Annotated in this window: 19 protein-coding genes and 1 pseudogene; 9 read left to right on the plus strand and 11 right to left on the minus strand. The window is 62.9% G+C overall.

Annotation, left to right across the window (positions count from 1 at the left end; all coding sequences use genetic code 11):
* Positions 1-2: 2 nt before the first annotated feature.
* Positions 3-578 (minus strand): HTH domain-containing protein, encoded by a 576-nt coding sequence (locus tag ACSFC7_RS21940; protein WP_436344925.1) that lies wholly within the window; start codon positions 576-578, stop codon positions 3-5.
* A 303-nt stretch (positions 579-881) separates the two neighbouring features.
* Between ACSFC7_RS21940 and ACSFC7_RS21945 the strand changes: the two genes are divergently transcribed.
* Both ACSFC7_RS21945 and ACSFC7_RS21950 read left to right on the plus strand, forming a co-directional pair.
* Complete coding sequence (locus ACSFC7_RS21945) at positions 882-2177, plus strand: TIGR00300 family protein (protein ID WP_436344926.1); 1296 nt, start codon at positions 882-884, stop codon at positions 2175-2177.
* 195 nt (positions 2178-2372) lie between these two features.
* Positions 2373-3680: an outer membrane protein assembly factor BamB family protein gene (locus ACSFC7_RS21950; RefSeq protein WP_436344927.1), complete on the plus strand. Its 1308-nt coding sequence runs from the start codon at positions 2373-2375 to the stop codon at positions 3678-3680.
* Between the two features lie 122 nt (positions 3681-3802).
* Here the strand turns inward: ACSFC7_RS21950 and ACSFC7_RS21955 are convergent, their stop codons facing one another.
* The 4 genes from ACSFC7_RS21955 to ACSFC7_RS21970 are packed head-to-tail and all read right to left on the minus strand — an operon-like array spanning position 3803 to position 9783.
* The gene (locus ACSFC7_RS21955; RefSeq protein WP_436344928.1) at positions 3803-7285 is read right to left on the minus strand and encodes a carboxypeptidase-like regulatory domain-containing protein; all 3483 of its coding nucleotides are present in this window, start codon (positions 7283-7285) and stop codon (positions 3803-3805) included.
* Entirely contained in the window at positions 7282-8256 is a 975-nt protein-coding gene (locus ACSFC7_RS21960) for a DUF7284 family protein (RefSeq protein WP_436344929.1), read from the minus strand. The genes ACSFC7_RS21955 and ACSFC7_RS21960 overlap by 4 nt, the downstream gene beginning before the upstream one ends.
* Positions 8253-8729, minus strand: coding sequence for a DUF7285 family protein (locus ACSFC7_RS21965; protein ID WP_436344930.1), 477 nt, complete (start codon positions 8727-8729; stop codon positions 8253-8255). Before ACSFC7_RS21965 ends, ACSFC7_RS21960 begins: the two co-directional genes overlap by 4 nt.
* Positions 8707-9783 carry a DUF7283 family protein gene (locus ACSFC7_RS21970; protein ID WP_436344931.1) on the minus strand — a complete coding sequence of 359 codons (1077 nt, stop codon included), beginning with the start codon at positions 9781-9783 and terminating at the stop codon, positions 8707-8709. The genes ACSFC7_RS21965 and ACSFC7_RS21970 overlap by 23 nt, the downstream gene beginning before the upstream one ends.
* Positions 9784-9989: 206 nt before the next feature.
* Here ACSFC7_RS21970 and ACSFC7_RS21975 point away from each other — a divergent pair, with 206 nt between their 5' ends.
* From ACSFC7_RS21975 to ACSFC7_RS21990, 4 genes are all read left to right on the plus strand, one after another.
* Positions 9990-11192 carry a hypothetical protein gene (locus tag ACSFC7_RS21975; RefSeq protein ID WP_436344932.1) on the plus strand — a complete coding sequence of 401 codons (1203 nt, stop codon included), beginning with the start codon at positions 9990-9992 and terminating at the stop codon, positions 11190-11192.
* A 77-nt stretch (positions 11193-11269) separates the two neighbouring features.
* Positions 11270-11701 (plus strand): helix-turn-helix domain-containing protein, encoded by a 432-nt coding sequence (locus tag ACSFC7_RS21980; RefSeq protein WP_436348015.1) that lies wholly within the window; start codon positions 11270-11272, stop codon positions 11699-11701.
* A 64-nt stretch (positions 11702-11765) separates the two neighbouring features.
* Positions 11766-12716 (plus strand): phytoene/squalene synthase family protein, encoded by a 951-nt coding sequence (locus ACSFC7_RS21985; protein WP_436344933.1) that lies wholly within the window; start codon positions 11766-11768, stop codon positions 12714-12716.
* Positions 12717-12796: 80 nt separating this feature from the next.
* A complete protein-coding gene (locus tag ACSFC7_RS21990) occupies positions 12797-12949 on the plus strand; it encodes a hypothetical protein (protein ID WP_436344934.1) in 153 nt (50 codons plus the stop codon).
* Between the two features lie 23 nt (positions 12950-12972).
* Here the strand turns inward: ACSFC7_RS21990 and ACSFC7_RS21995 are convergent, their stop codons facing one another.
* Complete coding sequence (locus ACSFC7_RS21995) at positions 12973-13134, minus strand: hypothetical protein (protein ID WP_436344935.1); 162 nt, start codon at positions 13132-13134, stop codon at positions 12973-12975.
* A 193-nt stretch (positions 13135-13327) separates the two neighbouring features.
* Here ACSFC7_RS21995 and ACSFC7_RS22000 point away from each other — a divergent pair, with 193 nt between their 5' ends.
* Positions 13328-13483, plus strand: a complete 156-nt coding sequence (locus ACSFC7_RS22000) for a hypothetical protein (protein WP_436344936.1) — start codon at positions 13328-13330, stop codon at positions 13481-13483.
* Positions 13484-13525: 42 nt separating this feature from the next.
* Here ACSFC7_RS22000 and cruF read toward each other — a convergent pair whose 3' ends face one another.
* From cruF to ACSFC7_RS22015, 3 genes are read right to left on the minus strand one after another with little or no spacing between them, the layout of a single operon-like run.
* Positions 13526-14410 carry a bisanhydrobacterioruberin hydratase gene (gene cruF, locus ACSFC7_RS22005; RefSeq protein ID WP_436344937.1) on the minus strand — a complete coding sequence of 295 codons (885 nt, stop codon included), beginning with the start codon at positions 14408-14410 and terminating at the stop codon, positions 13526-13528.
* A 2-nt stretch (positions 14411-14412) separates the two neighbouring features.
* Positions 14413-15279 carry a prenyltransferase gene (locus tag ACSFC7_RS22010; protein ID WP_436344938.1) on the minus strand — a complete coding sequence of 289 codons (867 nt, stop codon included), beginning with the start codon at positions 15277-15279 and terminating at the stop codon, positions 14413-14415.
* A gap of 22 nt (positions 15280-15301) precedes the next feature.
* On the minus strand, positions 15302-16798 hold the full coding sequence (locus ACSFC7_RS22015; RefSeq protein ID WP_436344939.1) for a phytoene desaturase family protein: 1497 nt from the start codon (positions 16796-16798) through the stop codon (positions 15302-15304).
* A gap of 174 nt (positions 16799-16972) precedes the next feature.
* Between ACSFC7_RS22015 and ACSFC7_RS22020 the strand changes: the two genes are divergently transcribed.
* Positions 16973-18865: a formate/nitrite transporter family protein gene (locus tag ACSFC7_RS22020; RefSeq protein WP_436344940.1), complete on the plus strand. Its 1893-nt coding sequence runs from the start codon at positions 16973-16975 to the stop codon at positions 18863-18865.
* Between the two features lie 85 nt (positions 18866-18950).
* Positions 18951-19666 (plus strand): annotated as a pseudogene (locus ACSFC7_RS22025) (SDR family oxidoreductase).
* A 21-nt stretch (positions 19667-19687) separates the two neighbouring features.
* On the opposite strand, the gene ACSFC7_RS22030 reads toward ACSFC7_RS22025, so the two are convergent.
* Both ACSFC7_RS22030 and ACSFC7_RS22035 read right to left on the minus strand, forming a co-directional pair.
* Complete coding sequence (locus ACSFC7_RS22030) at positions 19688-21631, minus strand: DUF2339 domain-containing protein (RefSeq protein WP_436344941.1); 1944 nt, start codon at positions 21629-21631, stop codon at positions 19688-19690.
* A gap of 183 nt (positions 21632-21814) precedes the next feature.
* The gene (locus ACSFC7_RS22035; protein WP_076609512.1) at positions 21815-22099 is read right to left on the minus strand and encodes a translation initiation factor eIF-1A; all 285 of its coding nucleotides are present in this window, start codon (positions 22097-22099) and stop codon (positions 21815-21817) included.
* Positions 22100-22181 lie beyond the last annotated feature (82 nt).

Below are 22181 nucleotides of genomic sequence, written 5' to 3' on the forward strand. Positions count from 1 at the left end.
CGTCAGTCGGAGCTCGGAGAGAACGGTTCGACGCGGCCCCGTCCGTAGCTGGTCGTGCGGCCGGACGGCCGATCGGTCATCACCTCGTCCCGTCGGCGATCACCGTCGGCGGTCAGATTCCGGTCCGTGCGCTCGAGCAGCGCGTCGAACCGATCGAAGACGTCGACGGTCCGCTCGTCGTTCCGGCACGGCGCGACGTGGAGGAGTTCGTCGTCCTCGTCGAACTCCGCGAGCGCGACCGTCGGGAGCCGCCAGACGTCGTGGGACGTTTCGGTGATCGTCGACTCGACGTGCGTGTTCCTGAAGAACGGCTCCAGCTGCCGGCCAGTGCTGTCTGCCCACGTCTCGAACGCCTCGAGACGCGTTTCGATTCGCTGGAGCTGTGGAATCCGAGAGGCGTGGTCCGTCTGTTCGACTTCTTTGCCCCAGACGCCGACCTCGACCGACTCGATCGGGTCGCTCGACTCGAGTTCCTCCAGTCGCTCGAGGGCGCGTTCCTGGGTCGGCCCCGCGGTGGCGGGGGCGAACGATCGGATCCAGAGTTCAACTGTCGCTGGGGTGGGAGTGGGGTTCGACACGTTGTCGTGGCTGTCGTCGGAAACGTACAAAAGTGTTGTCTCAGCTATCAATCCTCCTGAAATACCGTTTCAAGTCGTTCGTGGGGAATAGCAGCGTGCCACGCGATGACGCCGCGGAGCCGATATCGACAATCGGTGCTACGTGTGGGGACCGGCGGTTGCCAGTCGCGATAGCCAGCCGGTTCTCGGTAGGGATCCTCATAGACAGGTACCACCGGGGCTACCGGCGACCGATACCCGAACCGCTCGCTCGTCGGTCCACAACGCACACATTCACGGTCCCCGGTCGCCAACCCCTCACCGATGACAGTTGCGCGAACCGTCGAACTCGAGGGGCACATCATCGACTCGGGGACGATGGGCATGTGTTTCGGGGTCGTGATGGACATGGGTGGCGAGTTCGAAGTCGAGGAGTTCGAGGTCGGCCGCCACAAACACGCCGAGACGTACTGCCGAATGCGAGTGATGGCCGAGACCGAGGAAGAGCTGCGGGCCATCCTCCACGAACTCAACCAGCAGGGCGCGACCGTCGCCGATCCGCGGGACGCGACGCTCGAGGCGGCCCCCGAGGACGGGGTCGTCCCGGTCGAGTTCTACTCGACGACGAATCACCCGACCTTCGTCCGCGTCGACGGCGAGTACGTCGAGGTCGAGGACGTCGAGATGGACTGTGCGTTGATCGTTGAACGAGCGGGTCCGGAGGACCCGCAGGGAGCCGACAACGCCGACGGCAAGGGAGCCGACGACGCCGACAGCGACGACGGTGACAGCCCACGCGTGTACACGAAAGTCCTCAACGCCGTCGAGGAGGGCGACCTCGTCGTCACCGGCGAGACGGGTATCCGCGTCGAACCGCCCGAACGGCCCCGAAACGGCGGCGGCTCCTTCGGGTTCATGCAGGGCGGCGTCTCGAGCGAGCGCCCCTCCGCGTCGCTGATCGAGGAGATCGCCGACGAGATGCGCGAGGTTCGCGAGAACGACGGCAACGTGCTCGTCGTCTGCGGCCCGGCGATCGTCCACTCCGGCGGGCGAAACGCGCTGGCCGATATCGTCCGTGCGGGCTACATCGACGGGCTGAGCGCCGGGAACGGGTTCGCCGTCCACGACTTAGAACGGGACCTCTACGGCACGTCGCTGGGGGTCGACACGGAGAGCCTCGAGCACCCGCGAAAGGGGCACAAACATCACATCTACACGATCAGCGAGATCGCCCGTCTCGGCGGCATCGAGGCGGCCGTCGATGAAGGGATCATCGACGAGGGCGTGATGTACGAGTGTATCCAGAACGACGTTCCCTACGTCCTCGCGGGATCGATCCGCGACGACGGCCCGTTGCCGGACACGATCACCGACTCGATCGAGGCCCAGAACGCGATCCGCGAGCAGGCCCAGGAGGCCGACCTCGTACTCATGCTCTCGACGCTGCTGCACTCCGTCGCCGTCGGGAACTGCCTCCCCTCGACCACCAAAACCGTCTGCGTCGATATCAACCCCGCCACCGTCACCCAGTTGCTCGACCGCGGCAGCGCACAGGCCATCGGCATGGTCACCGACATCGGGACGTTCATCCCGATGTTGCGCGACGAGTTGCTCGAGTAACGACCGTCAGCCTCGCTCGTCGAGCGTCTCGAGGTCCATATACGTCGGCGACCCGGAGACATCGAATTCCGTCTCCTCCATGAGTGCCGATCCCTCGAGATGGCCGCTCCGATCCTTGACCTCAGTATACGTTTGAAAGACGATATCCCCACGTGAAAAGTTATTTAGTTGATTGGTTCGGATACTTCGTATAATATGACAGAGCGATCGAATCGAACGCGTCGACAGTGGCTCGCCGTCTGTGGTGGTGCGACAGCAGGACTGACGGCACTTGCCGGCTGTATGGGCAGTGACGACGATCCGGAGACAGACAATGGCGAAGACGATGAGACGGAAAAAACTGATAACGGCGAGTCCACCGAGACCGCTAGCGGCTCGTGGCCGATGGACCGGTTTACCGCGGACAATCGGATGGTGGCCGACGACCGGAGCGGTCCTGACGGGCCGCTCGAGGAGCGCTGGACGACCGAAGTAGAAGACGTGACCCTATCGGGCCCCGTCATCGATCACGGACTGGTATACGTTGCCGACGAAACACCGACACTGCACGCAGTCGACCTGGCGAGTGGTAAAATCGAGTGGACGTTTGAAGCAGAGTTGCCGCCACGGGCACCGTCGAACCCGCAGTGGGACCCGACGACACCAGCGGTAACCGATGACGCGGTATACTTTCTCACCGACAGGCTCTACGCGATTGAACCGGACGAAGGCGAGGAGTTGTGGTCGATCGAACTCGGTTCGTTGTACGCCGGCGATATTCGAGTCTTCGACGGGATCGTCTACGTCAACAACGACGGAGAGTTGTACGCGATCGATAGCAGCGACGAGGAAATTATTTGGGAGGGCGAAACTAGCGGAACAGAAGATATCGCGATTGGAGATGATGGAACGCTCTTCGTGATCCGGCGAACGAACAACGATTTCGAAGTGATCGCGTTCGACGTTTTCGAAGACGAAACACTGTGGACGTATTCGCCACCAGGAAACAGTCCAGCCGGGTTTGAGCTGATGGTCCGAGATGGAACGGTCTATACGCACGAAGAGACCAGCGTAGTTGCAATTGATCCCGAGACTGGTGATGCAGAAACACTGGCAGAGTACGAGCAAACAGAAGAGACGTATCCAGTAAGTGGTCCTGCACCAACAGTTTCGAACGGAACGATCTATTCGGGGGGTGCATATAATTATCCTGCAGTGTTTGCGACAGATTTGGAAACTGGGGACGAACCCAGCGAATGGGAGTCAAGAAACATTGAAGACGGCCCAAATGGGCATCAACCATTCGTTTCAGATGGTACGCTCTACGTCTGGCGTGATTTTGGCTACGTACACTTGGACGCGTTAAATCCAGACACTGGAGAACAACAGTGGACGACTCATACGACTGATCACGTCGATTTACTCGGTGGAATTGTCGAAGGGTATGCCCTACTCGAAAATTCCGTCGTATTTACGTACAACGCCGGCGGCGGGGGTGCGATCAGTGCCCTCGAGGCAGAATAGTACTACCTGCACTGTAGTCTGGTTTGGTCACACAGCAATTGTCAGCGACAGGACGGCCGTTTTAGCTACCGACTGGATTTGTTACTACGCTCTGACTGGAGACAAAACAGGCAAAGTAACTGTTAATCCTCACCGTCAGGGTCCTGTGGCCCAACGTCGTCGTACTCATCACTCGCTACGGGTTCTTCCGTTGCGACTGTATCCCCATCGAGAGCGTTTACTAACGTGCTAAATCCGATATCCTCACCGAAGGCAGGATCACCAGTGTTCGGCGGCGCACCTGTCTGCATCGGCATGAGCCCAGGCATGATGATCACGATCTCGAGGGAGGTCTCGAACTCGATCGGTTCGACCTCACCGATTTTCCGCTCGTTACCGTTTCCGAGATCAATGTCAACATCCATCCGATCGCGAACGTACGTCGTACTCTCACCGTCGGCCGGATCACCCGCCGTCGCACTGATCTCGAACCGAGAGTACTCGCCCTCGAGATCGACGTTGTAGCTGTTAACCTGCAAGACGTACAGCGCCGGTGGCCACGGAATCAGCGGCAACCCTGGTGTTGGAAGCCGTTGTGTGTATTCGGCACCGAGTGCCGCGTGTTCGCCGGCGACGTCGTTATCCATGACCGTAGAGTCCGGCGGACGGACCGACGGCACCTCGCTATCGTCGACCGTCTCGAGATCCATATACGTCGGCGACCCGGACACTTCGAACTCCATCTCGTTCATGAGTTCTGATCCCTCGAGATGGCCGCTCCGTTCCTCGACATCACCGGCGAAGATATCCTGAATGAACCCGAGGGAGTCGTCGAGTGCACCGTCGCCGCTGGACATCGCGTCGTCGACGTCCTCGACCGTCTCCTCGTGAAACTCGGCCATCTCTTCGATTCGATCGGTGAGAATGTCGAAGTAGGCCTGTCGAACCTCCATTCGAATCAGATCCGGAACGTTATCGTACGACCCCGTCGCCATGACATCGTTCTCAACGTCCTCGACCTCGTCTTCGAGTTCGTTGAACGGAGAGTCGCCACTCAGGAACTCGACCCGTTCAGCCGTAACCGGATCCGTCTCTTTCTTGACAAGCGCATTTATCTCGTAGAGATCGGCTTTCAGCCACGCTTCGAGTTCGTCCGTGTCGAGATCCGATCCGCTCTCGAGATCACCGAAGTCGTAGCTCGTCGAACTGGCTCCGTCGATCGAGTTTTCGATCGTGTTCTCGACCTCGTCCTCGGTACTCTCGTTCGAGTCCGGAATATCGATGGTCGATATCGAGTCGGTGATATCGGCTTCGATCTGATCCTCTAAATCCGCTCCCGAATCGAGCGAGCCGACGTTGAGCAACGTTTCGAGTGAATCGACGACCACGGGTTCGAAGTTATCGGGGTCCGAAAGTTCCGGGATATCGCCACGCTCGTCGTACCCCTCACCGGCTTCGAAATCGTCGTGAATCCTGCTTTCGGGGACCTCGAGGTCTTCGACGAGATCGGCGTCGATATCGACACTGACCGAGACCGTTTGCGTCTCAGGCGCTCGGAGTTCGGTTATCGTGTCGCTCCCGTTTTCCGTGGTGTTTTCGAAGACCGATCGCTCCTGGTACTCGAATTCGACGTCGATATCGAGACTGTGGATGTCACGGTCGGAGTAGTCGCCCTGAGTGGTCCGCCAGTCTTCCGACAAGGAGACGTCGACGTCCTCGAGTCCCTCGTACCTGTACTCCGAGTACTCGTACGAGTAGTTCTCCGGTGACCCGCTCCGATCCGTCGGAAGCGACCAGGACGACGTACTCGTCGTTCGCTCGACGTCGACGTCGTATACGCTATCGATGTACTCGTCCTCCATGGAACTGCCAGGGAAGCTTTCGTCGTAACCGATCGGCGACTCGCTGCCATCGATATCGTCGGGATTCATCGCGTCAGGTAGCTCTCCCAGTTCGTCGGTCAATGAATCGACACCGATCAGCTCGTAGTACGCGATATCCGCCATATCGTTCGGCGTGACCTCCTCTTCCGCCGTTAGCGGGTCCATATCGCCGAACATACTATCGATGATCTCGGCTAACGACGGTGCGTCGGGCAGATCACCGTCTTTGTCACCGAAGATATAGTCCCGGTACTCACCACAGATACTCTCTTGGATATCCGGATCCTCGAGGTGATCGAATATCCCAGCGTCCGCTTCGAGATCGTCGAGCGCCGCGTCATCTTCCGGCGTGAGTATCACGGCACGTGACTGATCGACCTCGACCGTCTCCGAGTAGTCCTCGTAGCCCTCGGCGAAAATCTCGAGGGTGAACTCCGTCTGTCCGTCGTCGAGGTCGAACGATCCGTCGACGCCCTCCTCGTAGGCGAGTCCGTCGTCCGTCCAGATGTGGACGTCAGCGTCTTCGATCGGTTCTCCGGTCGGACTGTAGATATCGATCGAACGGTCCGTCGATGAGACGAGGTCGACCGTCGTACGGTCGTTCGACTCGCCGAACTCGACGTTCTCCCGTTCGAACCGCTCGTGGTCGTCTTTCACGACAACAACGTCGTACGACCCCGTTTCGTCCAGTTCGAACGAGACGTCGCCGGAGGCGTCTGTCGTCCCCCGGTTCTCTCCGCCGACCGAGACGGTTGCACCGCCTCCCTCCCCGACTGAGACCGTCGCCTCGAACGAGTCGTCTTCGTCGTCGTCATCGTCGCCGACCATCTCGTCGATCATGTCTGCGGCGAAACACGCCCACGCAGGACGCATCACGCGGTCGGCGTACGGATCGACGGCATCGTCGCCGAACACCTCTTTCTGGACGCCGAAGATGGCGTCGTTCGCCATCACTTCCGTGTGATCGTGTTTGAGGATTTCGTCGAACGTCCATGGATTCAGGTCATCGCCGGTACCTGGATCCAAGCGATTAATGAACGACTTGAAGTACGCCATCGGGTAGAGACGCACAGCCGTCTTGTGGGCGAAATTGTCGAGATCGGACGGATTCCCTTCGAAGAAGCCCTCGTTGAGGCTCTCGTTGAACTCCTGGGTCTTCTCCTGCAACTCGAAGATCGGCGTGCCGACGGTGACGGTAAGCTCCTCGATCGTCCGCTCGCTGATGACTCGATCGTCGTCCTCGAGCGTGATCGTCACTTCCTCGAGAGCGACCTCGATCGTGCCGTCGTCGGGATGAGCGATGTCGACCCTGTCGTCGGCATCGCCGACCGCGGTGTTGGGATCGCTGGAGAGACCATCGATGGACACCGTCGTTTCGGCGTCACCGATCGTCTGGCCCGCGTTCGGCAGCGTCTGCTCCGCTCGCAGGTGAATCAAGAGTTTGAGATACGTTTCGAACACCTCGTCCGGATCGCCATCGAGGGTGTCCAACTCGGACGTCGTCACCGGCTGGGCTGCAGCCTGATGAGTCGCGTCGACGACCGCACCGCGGAGTTCGTTCTGGGCAGCCGATTCGGTCTGCTCCATCGCGAGCGACTGATCGATGTTCGTTTCGGGCGTATCGCGCGACTCGAGTACCCCCACGATCATGATGCTGCTGACGAGCATCAGGACGCCGATGATCGCGAACGGAATTCGTGCTCGGTCGTCGATCGAGATGGTGTGTGGTCGGTGTCGTGTCATGGGTCCCACGTATAAACGGTCAGTTCGACGGTTCCCGGCGAGACTGCAGCTTCGAAGTACGCTTCCAGTTCGTCCTCGTCGTCGCCGATCTCGTCGAGGTCGTCGCCGGTCTGTCCCGACTCGAGGTCGTCGGCGATCAAGTCGGCGAGACCGTCGACCAGTTCCTCGTTGGCGTCGTCGGCCCGTGCCTCGGATCGGGCCAGCGGAGCCTCGTTCCGGTCGAGGTCGGCCCCGACGATGTCGGCCATTCGGAGGTAATGCGTGGACTTGATGGCCCGATCGAGGTTCTGTCGCTCGAGCGCCAGTTGCGATCGTTCGGTGGGGAAGTAGCCCTCGACGATCGACTCCGCGATCAGTTCGGCGGCCTCGTCGGCACCCTCGGTGGCGTAGGTATCGGCCAGCGCTTCGTCGTCGACGGTCGGCATGCCGCTGTCGGCGCTCATGGTGACGGCACTGATGTCGTCGGTCACCGGCGGTTGGTTACCGACGGTGGTGTTGCCGTGTATCGACGCCTCGTCGTAGGGCTGCCAGGTGGCGGTGACGTAGACCTGGTGGTTGGCCCCGACGAGACGGCTCTCGACGTGTGCGGCGACGCTCTCGCTGAACGAGTCGGCGTACAGAATCAACTGCTTTCCGTCGAATTCCGCGTTCACGACCGCCGCTTCGGCGATCGTGCCGACCGCTGGGCCGTACATCGTTCGCTCGTAGCTCTCGATCCCTTCGGGTTCGTCATAGTGACTGCTGTTCGTCACGTTCTCGACGTCGTAGACGACCGAGACGGTCGACCCGCTGAGGGTTTCGGCGGTGTGATCGGCTCGATCGACCTCGAGATCGTCGTCGCCGTTGAGGTAGAGCCCGATCACGAGCACGCTCGCAGTGATCAACAACAGCGCCAGCGCGATGTCGAGGACGGTACTGACGGCGCGATCGGACGTCACCGGTTCGGTGCTGACGACTCGGTCGGCTCTCACGGCGACCACACCTCGACGTGGAGGGTCCCACCGCGGACGTCACCGGCGACGTCGGTCTCGACGGGGATGGGACGCTCGCTGACCTGCGTCTCGATACCGGAGCCGTCCTCGGGCGGGCCTTCCTGTGGGGATGCGCTCGTTCCGTCGGAGTCGAAGTGCAAGGAGTCGACGACGCGTTCTCGACCGTCGTCGTCGATTATCGTCACCTCGACGTAGACGTTCTGTCCCTGGGGCAGCGAGGCCATCTCGATGTCGGAGAGATCGGTGCCGCGGTCGGACGAGTAGACGCCGTCGTGAGAGATATCGTCCCAGATCAGATCGATCGCGACGTCGTCGGACGTTCGATCGGTGCGGTCCGTGAGCACGTCGGTGACGAACCCGCCGTAGAGGACGATCGCCATCCCCAGGACGATGATGGCGACCAGGGCCGCGAGCGGCTCCGTTTGGCCTCTAGACGACGACGAGCGTGACATGGTATTTCTCCGTCTCGTCGTTTAATTCGATCCAGGTCAGTTCGTCGACGCGTTCGTCGGAGTCCGTGCCGACCGAGCAGAGATATTCGTCGTCCGTCGAGGACGTGAGCGTCGCACTACACGTGGTCTCATCGAACTCGGCGGTCACAGTGAGCGGATACTCACCGATCCAGACGTTCTCTCCGCGATCCCAGGAGATGTGACTCGAGAACGTTATCTCGTCAGTTCCCTCCTCCGAATACAGCTTCACGTCTCCGTCACCGTTATCGATCTCCGCCACGTGACCGGGATTAATTTCGTCTTCCGGATCGACGTCGTCGTCACAGTCCGAGAGCCAGCAACTGACTGAATCGACCCAGTCCGAAAACGTGTCTTTGGCCTGTTCCCAGAACGAATCGGAGTCGTCGTACTCCTCTTCGATGACGGACTCACCCTCGATCGTGTAATCGACGCCAGTAAATCTGCTAAACCCTTCGTACGTCGCATCTATCGATTGAGGAACGTCGTCGTGGGTACTCGCAATGAGATCCACGGTTTCGTGCGACCCGACCTCCACGTGAATATTCGTCGTTTCGTCGGGCTCCACGGTAACTTGCCGAACAGTCAGTTCGTCCGACGCTGTGAGCCACTCGCCCGAATTGTTCTCCTCGGCGTCTGCGACACGCTCCATGAACACTGTCGCCGCATCTTCGTGTGGATCGTCGAGTTCGTCCTCGAACTCCTCCTCGAATACCTCGCCGTAGACGAGTCGTTCCAGTCGGTCGTCCCCGTTTACGACGACGACCTGCTCGTACGTGAGACTCGAGCGATCCGTCCCGCCCTCGTTTCGCAGTTCGATGGTTTTTCCGTCGATCTTGATCTCGTCGGCATCGTACCCGTAGGTCGAAGCGGCCTCGTAGGAACTGCCGGCCGTCTCCTCGATCGCGTTCGCCGTTCGATCGGCGTCCGGCGGTGGGGCCGTTGGGAGTCCGAGCACGATTCCGGCCATCGCGAAACTGACGATGGTGACCGCGACCCAGACGTACCACGCGTCAGCGGGAGCCTCCCAGTCCATGTCCACTGTGGCCGCCTGTTCGTATTTAAACTTCAGACGTAGCGCATAAATCAGATCGGAAGATGTGGGCAACAATACGGGTGAGTCGAGAACCAGTGGTGTTCCACCGGTGGCGGCTGTCAGTATCGATGTCTTCGAGCCGTCATCCGAGCACGACACGTCAGCCGATGTGAACGTATTTGGTACCGGAGACTCACGGTCGACGTATGCATCGGAGACGATTTCTGTCGACTGTCGGCGTATCGGCTGCAACGCTCTCACTCGCCGGTTGTACGTCCGATCTCGGCACCAACGGTTCGGACGACGGAACTGCGGATGACGACGATTCGGACGACGGAACTGCAGATGACGGCGATTCGGACGACGAAACCGAGAACGGTGACGACGAGCTAAACGGTAGTACTGACGACGCTGGGGATGCGGACACTGACGACGACGCTGTGAAGACGAATACTGACGACGGTGACGAGCCGTTGGACGACGCCGAGGACGAGTTAACCGAGGACCCCGAAGACGACGCAGTCGCGGGCGATAGCGAGACGGCCACACTGATCCGATCGGCCGAAGCCGAACTCGACGAGGCCGGCGACGAGTTCGATACGGCGCTCGAGGAAACCGACGATCCGATGGACGACGAGTCCCACGCGCTCGAGACCCGACCGATCGATGCGCGCCTCGACGCGGCCGAGGACGATCTGTCGGCCGCACGTACGGGGGCGACCGACGAGCAGCGCGAGACGATCGAGGCGCTCGAGGCGGTCGTCGGGTTCTTTCGCGACTTCGTCGCCGTCTTTTCGGCGTTGGGCGACGCCATGGACGAGTTCGAGCGCTGGGAGCAGTATCTGGAAGCCGACCGCTGGGACGACGCCACCAGTGCGGCCGAACAGGCGAACGACTACAATCGGGACGCGATGGAGCGGCTGGCGATCGCCCGGTCGACGTTCGACGATATCGACACCGGGGCGCTCGACGGACTCGACGAGATCGACCGCGTCGAGATGGAAACCTCGCTCGAGGAAATAGAGGGGGTCCTCGGGATGTTCGACGTGCTGTTCACGGGAAGCGGACGGATGGCCGCGGCGATGGAGCCGTTCCTGGACGGGGTCGACGCCCTCGAGGAGGACCGGTTCGACACTGCCGCGTCGGAGTTTTCGGCGGCGTCCGAACGGTTCGGGAGGGCGTATCGCACGTTCGACGAGAGTGAAGACGACGTTCCGGCGGAGTTCCAGAGCGACCTGACCGAGATGGCGTGCGAGATGGAGGCACTGCGCGACGCGACGGAGTACTATGCGCTCGGCGCTGAAGCGTACGGAAACGGGGAGTACGAACGCGGCCGAGCGTACTTTGCAGAGGGTGAGACAGCGGCAGATCGATGTGAAAACGACGAGATCACGCTGTCACTGCACTGACGGCGACGGCCACACCACTCGCGTTCGACTCGAGTCGTCCACTTTCGTTATGTGGTTCAAGCGCGAACGTCCAGTCGATACACTCCGGGAACGCACTCGCCGAGGCGACGCTCGAGACGCTCCCGGTTACCGTCGGTGTGATCGACAGCGACGGGGAGATTCTGCTGACCAACCGGTCCAGGCGCGAGTTCGGTCCTGACGAGTACCGGACGGATCACGTCGGCGTCAACTACATCGCAACCGCCCGGATGGGTGACGACGAACACGCCAGACGCGCGGTCGATGGGCTCGAGGCCGTCATCGCGGGCGAGCGAGACACGTTCGCGATGGAGTATCCGTGCCACTCACCCGACCGAAAACAGTGGTACGAGTGGCCGCGGAACGTCTCGGGGGAGGACCTCGCACGGTCGATGGATATCTCCCGATCGACGTTTCACCAGCATCTCCGGTCGGCCCAGCGAAAGCTCCTCGACGAACTGTTCGACGGAGACCCGCTTAGTAAGGGGTAGCCGTTTTATATGCACCTATCGTACGAATTACACCCCATAGCGGTGAGTTGGGCACGAGGAGAGAATGCAACAGGAACACATCGACGCAGGCAAGGCGATACAGAAGCGAACCGGGAAAACGTTCTATCTCGCGACGAGATTCCTCCCGGAGCGCGTTCGCCACGCCACGCACGTTCTCTACGCGTTCTTCAGGATCGCCGACGAGGTCGTCGACGACGCGAACGGTACGCCACCCGCCCAACAGCGCGCCGAACTCGAGGAGCTTCGCGCTCAGGCGCTCGGTGAGATCGAACCCGACGGCCCCGTCCTCGAGGCGTTCGTCGAACTCCGCCGCGAGTACGACATCTCCGACGCCGAGATTCACGCCTTCGTCGACGCGATGCAGTCGGATATCGATACCGACCGCTACGAGAGCTACGCCGACCTCGAGTCGTACATGCGGGGCTCGGCGTCCGCGGTCGGCGTGATGATGACCGCGATCATGGAGCCCGACGACCGAGAGACGGCGCTTCCGCACGCTATCAAACTCGGCGAGGCGTTCCAGATGACGAACTTCCTGCGAGACGTTCGCGAGGACGTCCTCGAGCGCGATCGGATCTACCTGCCCCAGGAGACGCTCGAGACGCACGACGTCTCGCCGGCACAGATCGAGCGACTGGAGTACTCGGACTCGTTCGCCGCCGCGATGGCTGCGGAACTCAAGCGAACGGAGGATCTCTACCGGGAGGGGGTCGCGGGGATCCGCTATCTCCCCGAGGACTGCCAGCTTCCCGTGTTGCTCGCGGCCGTGCTCTACGCGGAACACCACACCGTCATCCGGCGGCAGGACTACGACGTCCTCAGTCGTGACCCCGCGCTGTCGACGTCCCGAAAGCTGCGGTGTCTCGCGAAGACCCGCTGGCACTGGCACTGGAACCGCGACCCAGAGGCCGTCTTCCGACGGGTCTCCGCCGTCCCCGCACTCGAGACGGAGCGCCACGACTCCGGTCACGGCGGTCGCGTGCCGATCCAGTGACGCCGCCGGACGGCCACGTATCAACCCCCGCTATATCGTGGATGTCCCGTTGTGGACCCTCGCGTACTAGTCGATCCCGTATGTCCACCAGCGACCCACACGATCCGCTCGACATCGACCGCCGAAACGCCCGCACCGCCGCGATCGGACTCGGCGTCTGGTTGGCGATCACGTTCGCCGTCGTGATCCTGTTGCTCCTGTTCGGAAGCACGCTCACCGCCATCTTCGTCTGACCGCCGTCGACGTCCGATCGTCGTCACTCCGAGACGTCCTCGTCGCCCAGCGCCTCGGTTTCGGCGACGACGAACTTCGCTAACGTCTGCTTCGAGTGTGTCGCGACGAGGTGTTCCTCGAGATTCTGCCCACGCGTTAGTTCGTCGTGACAGAGGGGACATTCGAGCGGCGCTCTGGTCGCCATACACCCACCACCAGCGACACGAGCAAAAGCCTACAGCAAGCATGTTCCCCCGCTGAAGTTCCGCGTGCAAGGTCGGCGATTTGCGACTCGGATCGGCGTTATTACGCGCTGTCGTGCGGTTTTCCCCTTCGATATGTTCATATCCAACACACGTTGGAAGAACCGTAATCGTGACGACGCTCCTGACCATCGCATGGCACTTGCTCGCACACCGACGAAAGCCATCGTAAGCTGTACCCAGTGCGGCTGCATTCTCTGTGCCGAACTGGACGACGACGGCTCGTTCACGCCGCTCGGAACGGAGGACGATTGCGCCTGTGGCGGGGAGGCGTTTTCCCGGCTTCGGTGAGCCGGTTCGCGAGCGGGCGCGTCCGCCAGCGGCGAATCGAGATCAAGAATCGCGACCCCCGATGCCGCTCGAGGAGCGCGAGCGCCGGATCATCTCGCGGTCGTACCGGTCCGTCCGGAACAGGCCGAGACAGAACAGTCCGGCGACGCCGGCCGCCAGCCAGTTGCCGTAGAGCAGGTTGATCGTCCCCCAGAGCAGGACGAAGCTCACCAGATCGTCGAGGATGAACTCGCAGGTTCGGACCCGCTCGAGCAGCGACGCGCGCTCGAATGCGAGATCGACGAGCGCGACGGCGACGGTGCCCGAAATCAGCCAGCCGACGTAGTTCGAGGCGGGGACGCCGTAGTATCCCCCCGGGGGGACGAACTCCCAGAAGCCGATGGCGACGGCGGCGGGATCGAGCACGAGGTCGATCGCGACGACGGCCGCGATCGCCGACGGAACCCTGACGAGCGGATTCGCACTCCAGTCCTCGAGCACGAGCAGCGTGAGCAGGTAGGCGTTCACCACGAGCGGGATGAAAAACAGCGGCAGCGCCAGCGGCACCTCGCCGAACAGCATCGGTCCGAGCTGAATGGTGTACTCGAAGGCTCCGTAGGGCCAGTCAGTTCGCACCCCCACGGTCTCGATCGCGTACGTGTACGCCGTCAGCAGGCCCAGACAGCCCAGCGCCCACCAGCCGATCCGCGGGAGCAGGCCGACGACCAGCGGCGAGCGCATCACCATCGTGCCGAAGAAGATCAACAGCGGGTTGTACGCCAGCGGCTCCGGCACGAGTCCCTCCGCGCTGGCGACCAGCGTCACCGCGCCGACGAACGGAAAGACGACCGCGATCGTGAACCGGTTCTCGCGGATGACGGTCTCGAGGCGCCGCTGGATCCTCGTTCTGCGCTCACCGGCAGCAGCCGTCGAGTTCCGCCGATCCATTCTCAGATCAGCCTCCAGAGCCCGCCCAACGTCAGGAGCGCGCCGACGACCGTGTTGATCGCCGGGAACCACCAGTAGGCCCGGTCGACGGCGACGCTCGAGGTGACGATCGCCGCGACGAGTGCGGGGTAGATCAGCATGAGCGCGCCGAGACGGACGTCGAGCGCGGCGAACGCGAGGGCGCTCGCGAGCCAGCATGCGCCGCAGTAGGCGTACGTGCGTCGCTCACCCAGCACCGTCGCCGTCGTCCGGATGCCGGTCTCGCGGTCGGGTTCGATGTCGGGAATCGCCGAGAAGGTGTGCATCCCCATCGCCCACAGCCAGCCGCCGAAAATAGCGAGTAGGGGTGGTTGCGACCCCGCGACGGCGGCGTACGCTGCCGCACCCGGCGCGATGTAGAGGCCGTTCGAGACCGAGTCGAAGAGTGGGGTCGTCTTGAACCGGATCGGGGGCGCGCTGTAGGCCGTCCCGAGGACGAGAAAGACCGCGATCCAGGGCCAGGCCGCCGTCGAGACGAGCGGCACGAGCGCCAGCGCCAGGAGCGCACAGCCGGCGACCGCGATAGGAACGACTCGCTGGCCGCGATAGCGCGCCTCCTTTTCGTCCTTCTTGGGATTCGCGGCGTCGATGTCTCGGTCGTAGACGTCGTTGACCCCGTAGAGGAAGACGTTCGCTGGAACGAGGAAGTACCCGAACAGTGCGATCGCAGCGGGTGCGAACAGGTCGCCGACCGAACTCGCGGCGTACGCGACGCCGACGAGAACTGGTCCCGCCAGATAGAGCCAGAACCGGGGCCTCGAGAGCGTCAGCAGGTACGATAGCTGACCGGTGAGACTGTCGTCAGTGGTGGATGTCGATCCCGTCGTCATAGCTGACTGGCCGGAGACGCGATCACTGTTCTACCGGCCGTCCGTGGTCCTCGAGGATCTTCTCGGCGGTCAGTTCGCCGCTGATGAGACACATCGGGACGCCGATACCGGGCGTGGTGTCGCCGCCGACGAAATAGAGGCCGTCGACGCCCTTCGCGCGGTGAGGCGGCCGGAAGAGGGACGTCTGTCGGAGCGTGTGGGCCAGCCCCAGGGCGGTCCCGTCGTAGCTGTTGTACCGATCGGCGAAATCCTCGATACAGAAGCGCTCTTCGAAGACGATTCGATCGCGAAGTTCCTCACCGGTGTTCGCGGCGATGTCCGCGAGGATCTTCTCGCGGTACGCCTCGCGGATCTCGGGCGTGTCCTCGAGCCCCGGTGCGATCGGAACGAGGACGAACAGGGTGCTGTGGCTGTCGGGCGCGACGGTGTCGTCGGTTTCGGAGGGGACACAGCAGTAGTAGGCGGGCTCGTCCGGCCACTCCGGGTCCTCGAAGATCTGGTCGAAGTGCTCCTCCCAGTTCGTCGGAAGGACGAGCGTGTGGTGGGCCAGTTCGTCCACCTCGCCCTCGACGCCGAGGTAGAGCAGGAACGCGGAGGGTGCGTAGGTCCGCGACTCCCAGTAGTCGGCGTCGTAGCCCCGTCGTTCGGGCGGGAGCAGTTCCTGCTCGGTGTGGGCGTAGCTGGCGTTGCTGACCACCAGATCGGGCCGTAGCGGTCCCCGTTTCGTCTCGACGAGGAACGCCCCTTCGCGACCCTTGATCGCCGTCGCCGGTCGATCGGTGTCGTACGTGACGCCCAGTTCGCTCCCCAGTTCCGCGATCGCGTCGATGACGCCGCCGATCCCGTCCTCGGGGTACCAGACGCCCAGGTTGAAATCGACGTGGCTCATCAGGTTGTAGAGCGCCGGCGTGTTCGTCGGCGATCCCCCGAGGAACACCAGCGTGTACTGCATGATCTGCTGGAGTTTCGGGTGGTCGAAGTAGTTCTCGACGTGGCCCTGCATCGACCCCAGCAGGGAGAGGCCGCGAGCCTGTCGCGCCACGTCGAGGTCGACGTAGTCTCGCAACCGCGTGCGATCCTCGTAGACGAAGTGTTCCATCCCCACCTCGTAATTTTCGCGGGACTTCTCGAGGTAGCGCTCGAGCGCGTTGCCCGCACCGTCCTCGTACTCCTCGAAGACGGCTTTCGTTCGCTCGAGGTCGGGCGTGACGTCGACCTGATCCCCGTCTTTGAAGAAAATTCGGTAGTGCGGATCGAGATGCGTCAGTTCGTAGTAGTCCGACGGCGTTCGGTCGAACGCGGCGAAAAAGCGCTCGAAGACGTCGGGCATGAGATACCACGACGGTCCCATGTCGAATCGGAACCCGTCTTCCTCGAGTCGACTCGCGCGGCCACCGAGCTGTTCGTTCTTCTCGATGACGTGGACGTCGGCACCGGCATCGGCGAGATAACAGGCCGTCGAGAGCCCGCCGATACCGGCTCCGATGACGACGACGGACTCGCCGGCCAGCGGTTGCATAGTCGTACGTGAGTGCGGGCTCGCTGATAAACGTGGGTCATACTTACGTAGGGTTCCGACGGGACACCGCGCTCGCGGAAGCGTCGATGGGCAGCCGTATCGAACCCGACAGCCGCCCCGTCTCGTCGTCTTCAAAGCCAAGTGCTTAGTTCATCTACCGATTCGGACAACCCAATGAGTGATTCTGACAGCCCCGAACGCGTAGACAGGGGGGATTCATCTCAGGAAGCGTCGATCCCGCCGGACCAGTCGGAGCCGGAGTCAGAGACGGAGACGGTCCGCGATGCGGTCGAACGGTCCAGACACGGCGCTCCGGCAGTCGGCTCCGTCGTTCGCGATCGGTTTTCAGCCGACGAAGTCTTCCAGCGGATCATCGCGGCCGCCGACGAGGAAGTCACCTCCGGGAACCGCGAACTGTTCTTCAGCGGAATGGCTGCCGGCTTCGCGATCACGATCACGGTACTGCTCTACGCCTCGCTGTACGGCTCGACCGACGGCCACCCGATCCTGAGCGCGCTACTGTACCCGCTCGGGTTCATCTACATCATCATCGGGGGCTACCAGCTGTACACGGAGAACACGCTGCCGCCGGTCGCACTCACTCTCGAGCGACTCTCCAGCATTCCAGCCCTGCTTCGTCACTGGTCGATCGTCCTCATCGGTAACTTCACCGGCGGGGCGATCGGCGCGGCAGTGCTGGCCTGGGGCGGCGTCTTCTCCCCAGAAGCAGCCGATGCGGCGATGTACCTCGGAACGCACGGCGCGGAGACGGCGTGGTGGGATCTGTTCTTCAAGGCTACATTCGCCGGATTGATCGTCGCCGGCGTCGTCTGGGTGGAGTACGCCGCCCGCGAGACGGTCGCCAGAATCGTGATCGTCTACATGGCGTTCCTCGCGATTCCAATCGGCAACCTGTTTCACGTCGTCACATCCTTCACCGAGATGACCTACGTCGTCTTGCTCGGCGAACTCGCCCTTTTCACCGGTTTGTTCCACTTCGTCCTGCCGGTCTTCCTCGGTAACACCATCGGCGGCATCCTGCTCGTAACCGTTATCAACTACTTCCAGACGAGCGAGAAACGCCTCGAGTCCGCGCGTTTTTCCGGCATCGAACGCCGACTCTCAATTCAAGAGTGGACGTTCGGGAGCCTCGTCGGTCGCTCGTACGTACCCCTGATCGATACCGCCGATACGACTGCACCCGACGACGACACCTACCGGGTCATGGTTCCGATCGCGAACCCGCGCACCGAATCGCGGCTCGTCGAACTCGCGGCGATACTCGCAAGTATGCACGAGTCCGCGATCGTTCACGTCGTCCACATCGTTCAGACGCCCGACAGACCGTCGGCAGCAGGCAGCAACAAACAACGCGCCCGAATCGTTAACGAGTCCGAACGGCTGCTCGAGGACGTCTGCGGGTCCGTCAACACCGATATCGTCGATACCGACACCGTCGACTACGAGACCTCGACGATCGTCACCCACCGCTCGTTCGAAGAGGTTTTCGACACCGCTAATCGCCAGCACGCCGACCTCGTGATGATGGACTGGGGCGGCAACAGCCTGTGGGACGCTGCGCGCGCCGAACAGCCCCTCAGCGAGTTGACCAGCAAGCTTCCTTGCGACTTCCTCGTGTTCAAGGATCGCGGACTGGACACCTCGAGAATCCTCCTGCCGACCGCCGGCGGCCCGGATTCGGATCTGAGCGCGGAGGTCGCGAAGGCGCTCGATACGGCCGTCGGTGCCAACGTCTCCCTCCTGCATATCGTCGATACCCCCGAGAAACGCGAGGCCGGCGAACGGTTCCTCGCGGAGTGGGCTGCCGACCACAACCTGAGCGACGCCGAACTCATCGTCGACGACTCCGGCAACGTCGAGGAGGCAATCAGTCGCGCCGCCGCCGAGCACACGATGCTGCTCATCGGCGCGACGGAGCGCGGCCTGCTCTCGCGGCTCGTCACGAGTTCGCTCCACCTCGACGTCGTCACCGATGTCGACTGTTCGGTGTTGCTCGCCGAACGACCGAGCGGACGGAGCCTCTTCAAGCGACTGTTCGGCCGCTAGGCGACGGTCACATTCCGAACGATCGAGCCGTCGCTTTCGTCTCCGCGTTCGATGGTTTCCTGTCGGTGCCGTGCGTACGCAGCCTATGACTCTGACTGGAACGACAGCCGTCATCACTGGCGGGACTCGCGGTATCGGTCGCGCCGTCGCCGAAGCCTTCGCGGACGAAGGCGCGACGGTCGTGATCGGTGCTCGAGACGGCGACGCAGTCACGGACACCGTCGGTGCGCTCGAGGAACGAACCGAATCCGCCGACGCGATCGCGGCGGGCGTCCGCACCGACGTGCGCGACGAGTTCGACCTCGAGCGTTTGGTCGAGACCGCCTCGCGAACCGGCGAGTCGGGCGGGATCGACGTCCTCGTGCCCGCGGCCGGCGTCTATCACGGTGACCCGGGATCGACACCGACCGACCGCGAGTCGTACTCGGCGTTCGACGACCACTGGCGAATCAACGGGAGAGGGGTCTTCGCGACGATTCTCGAGTCGTTGCCGCACCTGACCGACGACGCACGCATCCTCGTCCCGACGGGATCGATCGCACGGGAGACGGAACCGGGGTACGGCTCCTACGCGATCTCGAAGGCGACCGCCGCGGCAGTCGCTCGAGGGTTCGCTGCCGATACCGACTACACCGTCGGCTGTCTGGATCCGGGACGGGTTTCGACCGGACTGTCCGGCGGTCAGGGACGGGACCCGGATCCGTTGCGGGGATGTTCGTCTGGGCGGCGCTCGAGGCGGACCCCGCGGAGATCAACGGCGCGGTCGTCGGGCTGGCCGACTGGAAGCGAGCCACGCGGTAACGCGCCGTCGGTCGAGAGCCGCTACTTCCGATCGGGAAGGTAGCCGAGATCGAGGTCGCCACGGGACCGGGCGTAGCTGTAGGACGCGGCGAGCAACACGGCCCCGAGGACGAGAAACGAGATCGTCCGGGCGACGGTATCGAGATCGCTCGTGTCGAGCAGGAACACCTTTGCAGTCGCGAGCACGAGGACGGCGATTCCGAGCACTCGAACGCCCAGACGGTCGACGGAGAGGCCGATCCCGAGCAGCGTGAATCCGTACAGCGCCCACGCGACCGAAATTCCGGTTCCTGAGAGTTCGAGCGCGAGACCGATCACGCCGAGCCCGGTCGCGGCGACCGCGTAGCTGCCGGTAACGGACCGGTCGACGCGACGTTCGACGGCAGTCAGTGACGTCTCGCGGATCGAGAACCACCGCGAAAGCGCGTAGAAGGTGGCGACGGCGAGCGCGAACGAGGCGGGGCGACCGGTGAGTGTCGCCAACGGATCCGCGGCGTCGAACGGCGAGAGCGCGGTCGCGTCGACCGCGAGCAGTTTCAGAACGAGCACGCCGGCGACGACGTGCGCCCCCGCTCGAAATCCGACACCGGCCACGTCGGATCGGAACGAGAGTCCGACCGCTCCGCAGACGACCGCGAGCGCGACGACGGTCGTCGCGAGCGGCTCGAGAGCCATCTGAAGTCCGCCGACGAGGAGGACCACCGAACCGGCTGCAGCCGCGACGTCGCGTCGGCTCGAACGCCGTATGACGACCGTGTACGCACCGGCGAGCGCGATCGCGACGGCGACCAATCCGAGACCCTCGACGGCCGCTTCTGGGAACGCGTCGCGGACGGATAGCTCGAGGAACAGCGCCGCGGCGACGGCGTTGACGACGGTCAAGATGATCAGGTGGATGCGATATCGGCGTTCAGTGACGCGGTCGCTTCCCCGAAGGACGTACCCCCCGAAGAGATAGAGCGGGAACGCGACTGCGGTGACCGCGGCGAGCGCGGCCGCTGGCGGGTCGACGTCCAGGAGCCACAGCGCGAGAACGCCGTAGGTGGCGAACGTACTCGAGACGACGGGACGGCTCCACGGTCGTACCGTCGCAATCGCGACCAGACCGGCGGCGAGCAACAGGACGTAGACCGGGGTCACCACGAGCGTCGCAGCGTCAGTGCTCAGCGAGGCGGTGACGTAGCCGAGCAGGAACGCCTCCCCGACGACCAGCGGTGCCCCGTCGCGAACGGACACCAGCGCCGTGACGGCTACGAGTACCGTCAGCGCGACGAGGACGGCCCACAGCGGCGTCCCGATCGTCTCGCGGTAGGTCTCGAAGCCGTAGGCCGCGTAGAGACTGAAGTACGCGACCGCGAGCCCCGCGCCGGACGCGATGCGACCCCAGCGGACGTACCGCTGGCGGGTCGCGGCGTAGCGGCCGCCGCCGAACAGCGCCGCGCCGCCGATCGTACCGACTGCGACGCGTCCGAGCGGACCGAGCAGCCCCGTATCGATAGCGAGTTGAACGAAGAAGACGACGCCGACGACGAGCGCGAGCGAGCCTGCGAGACCGAACCAGCGGATCCCGACGGCGACCTCCCAATTGCGGCCGTCGTCAGCCGATTCGACCGTCGAGTCGCTCGCGGCGTTCGACTCGCTCGTCGATTCCGTTCCGGCGGGGTGGCTCCCCGATTCAGGGTCGGTCTCGGCGGGAAGGCTTTCCGATTCAGGGTCGGTCTCGGCTGGATCACCGCCCGGTTCGACTGCCGTCGCATCCGAGTCGAGATCCGAAGCCGAAGAGTCGGCAGTCTCGGGTCCCGGAATCGGACTATCCTCCGACTCAGTCCCCGGCGCTGCCTCCGTTCCTGACGAGCCGTGGCCGCCATCGTCGCTCGCGGCTTCGAGCCTCTCGAGGCGTCGCTCGAGAGCAGCGACCTCCTCGCGAAGGCGCTCGATCTCCCGCTGGAGCGATTCGTCGTCCATAACCGAGTGGATATGTCTCGCAGCGGTGATAAATACCGGGCATAATAATACGTATACTGATACGTGTTCGAGGAGGCCGTCGCTTCCGCTGTGGAGGTGCTGGCGACTGAAGCGTCTTACAGAGCGGCCGCTCGTCTGCGTCGGACACGGGAGAAATCTAGTTTGCAGGCCGAAACCGAACGATCAATCGATGTGGCCTTCGCGACGCAGTTGATCTGCGTCCTGGCTGGTGTAGCGCCACTCGATCGTGGCCTTCTCGTCTTGCCAGTCCCACGGTTCGGCGACGACGATGTCGTCTTGTTCGATCCAGGTGCGGTACTTCATGCGACCTGGGATGCGGCCGAGCCGTTCCTCGCCGTCCTCACAGCGGAGTTGTACGTGGTTCCCTCCGAGGTGTTCGGTTACGACGGCGAATACTTCATCACTGTTGGGCATACGGAGGTTCCGTCGCCCGGATTCTTCTGTCACAACCGTACTACGTGGGGAGGACGTTTAAAACATTGGAGAGCCGTGGTAACATCTACCCATATCGTGAACGTTCGGCCGCGTG

This window comes from Natronorubrum halobium (assembly GCF_051351675.1).
In the GTDB taxonomy this organism is placed as follows: domain Archaea; phylum Halobacteriota; class Halobacteria; order Halobacteriales; family Natrialbaceae; genus Natronorubrum.

What these genes read in the sequence shown, in the direction of transcription:
- ACSFC7_RS21995 (WP_436344935.1), bottom strand. Translation starts at nt 13,134, where the DNA reads ATGGCGACCAGAGCGCCGCTCGAATGTCCCCTCTGTCACGACGAACTA.
- ACSFC7_RS22000 (WP_436344936.1), top strand. Translation starts at nt 13,328, where the DNA reads ATGGCACTTGCTCGCACACCGACGAAAGCCATCGTAAGCTGTACCCAG.
- ACSFC7_RS21965 (WP_436344930.1), bottom strand. Translation starts at nt 8,729, where the DNA reads ATGTCACGCTCGTCGTCGTCTAGAGGCCAAACGGAGCCGCTCGCGGCC.
- ACSFC7_RS21945 (WP_436344926.1), top strand. Translation starts at nt 882, where the DNA reads ATGACAGTTGCGCGAACCGTCGAACTCGAGGGGCACATCATCGACTCG.
- ACSFC7_RS22010 (WP_436344938.1), bottom strand. Translation starts at nt 15,279, where the DNA reads ATGACGACGGGATCGACATCCACCACTGACGACAGTCTCACCGGTCAG.
- ACSFC7_RS21950 (WP_436344927.1), top strand. Translation starts at nt 2,373, where the DNA reads ATGACAGAGCGATCGAATCGAACGCGTCGACAGTGGCTCGCCGTCTGT.
- ACSFC7_RS22020 (WP_436344940.1), top strand. Translation starts at nt 16,973, where the DNA reads ATGAGTGATTCTGACAGCCCCGAACGCGTAGACAGGGGGGATTCATCT.
- cruF (WP_436344937.1), bottom strand. Translation starts at nt 14,410, where the DNA reads ATGGATCGGCGGAACTCGACGGCTGCTGCCGGTGAGCGCAGAACGAGG.
- ACSFC7_RS21990 (WP_436344934.1), top strand. Translation starts at nt 12,797, where the DNA reads ATGTCCACCAGCGACCCACACGATCCGCTCGACATCGACCGCCGAAAC.
- ACSFC7_RS21975 (WP_436344932.1), top strand. Translation starts at nt 9,990, where the DNA reads ATGCATCGGAGACGATTTCTGTCGACTGTCGGCGTATCGGCTGCAACG.
- ACSFC7_RS22030 (WP_436344941.1), bottom strand. Translation starts at nt 21,631, where the DNA reads ATGGACGACGAATCGCTCCAGCGGGAGATCGAGCGCCTTCGCGAGGAG.
- ACSFC7_RS21970 (WP_436344931.1), bottom strand. Translation starts at nt 9,783, where the DNA reads ATGGACTGGGAGGCTCCCGCTGACGCGTGGTACGTCTGGGTCGCGGTC.
- ACSFC7_RS22015 (WP_436344939.1), bottom strand. Translation starts at nt 16,798, where the DNA reads ATGCAACCGCTGGCCGGCGAGTCCGTCGTCGTCATCGGAGCCGGTATC.
- ACSFC7_RS21985 (WP_436344933.1), top strand. Translation starts at nt 11,766, where the DNA reads ATGCAACAGGAACACATCGACGCAGGCAAGGCGATACAGAAGCGAACC.
- ACSFC7_RS21955 (WP_436344928.1), bottom strand. Translation starts at nt 7,285, where the DNA reads ATGACACGACACCGACCACACACCATCTCGATCGACGACCGAGCACGA.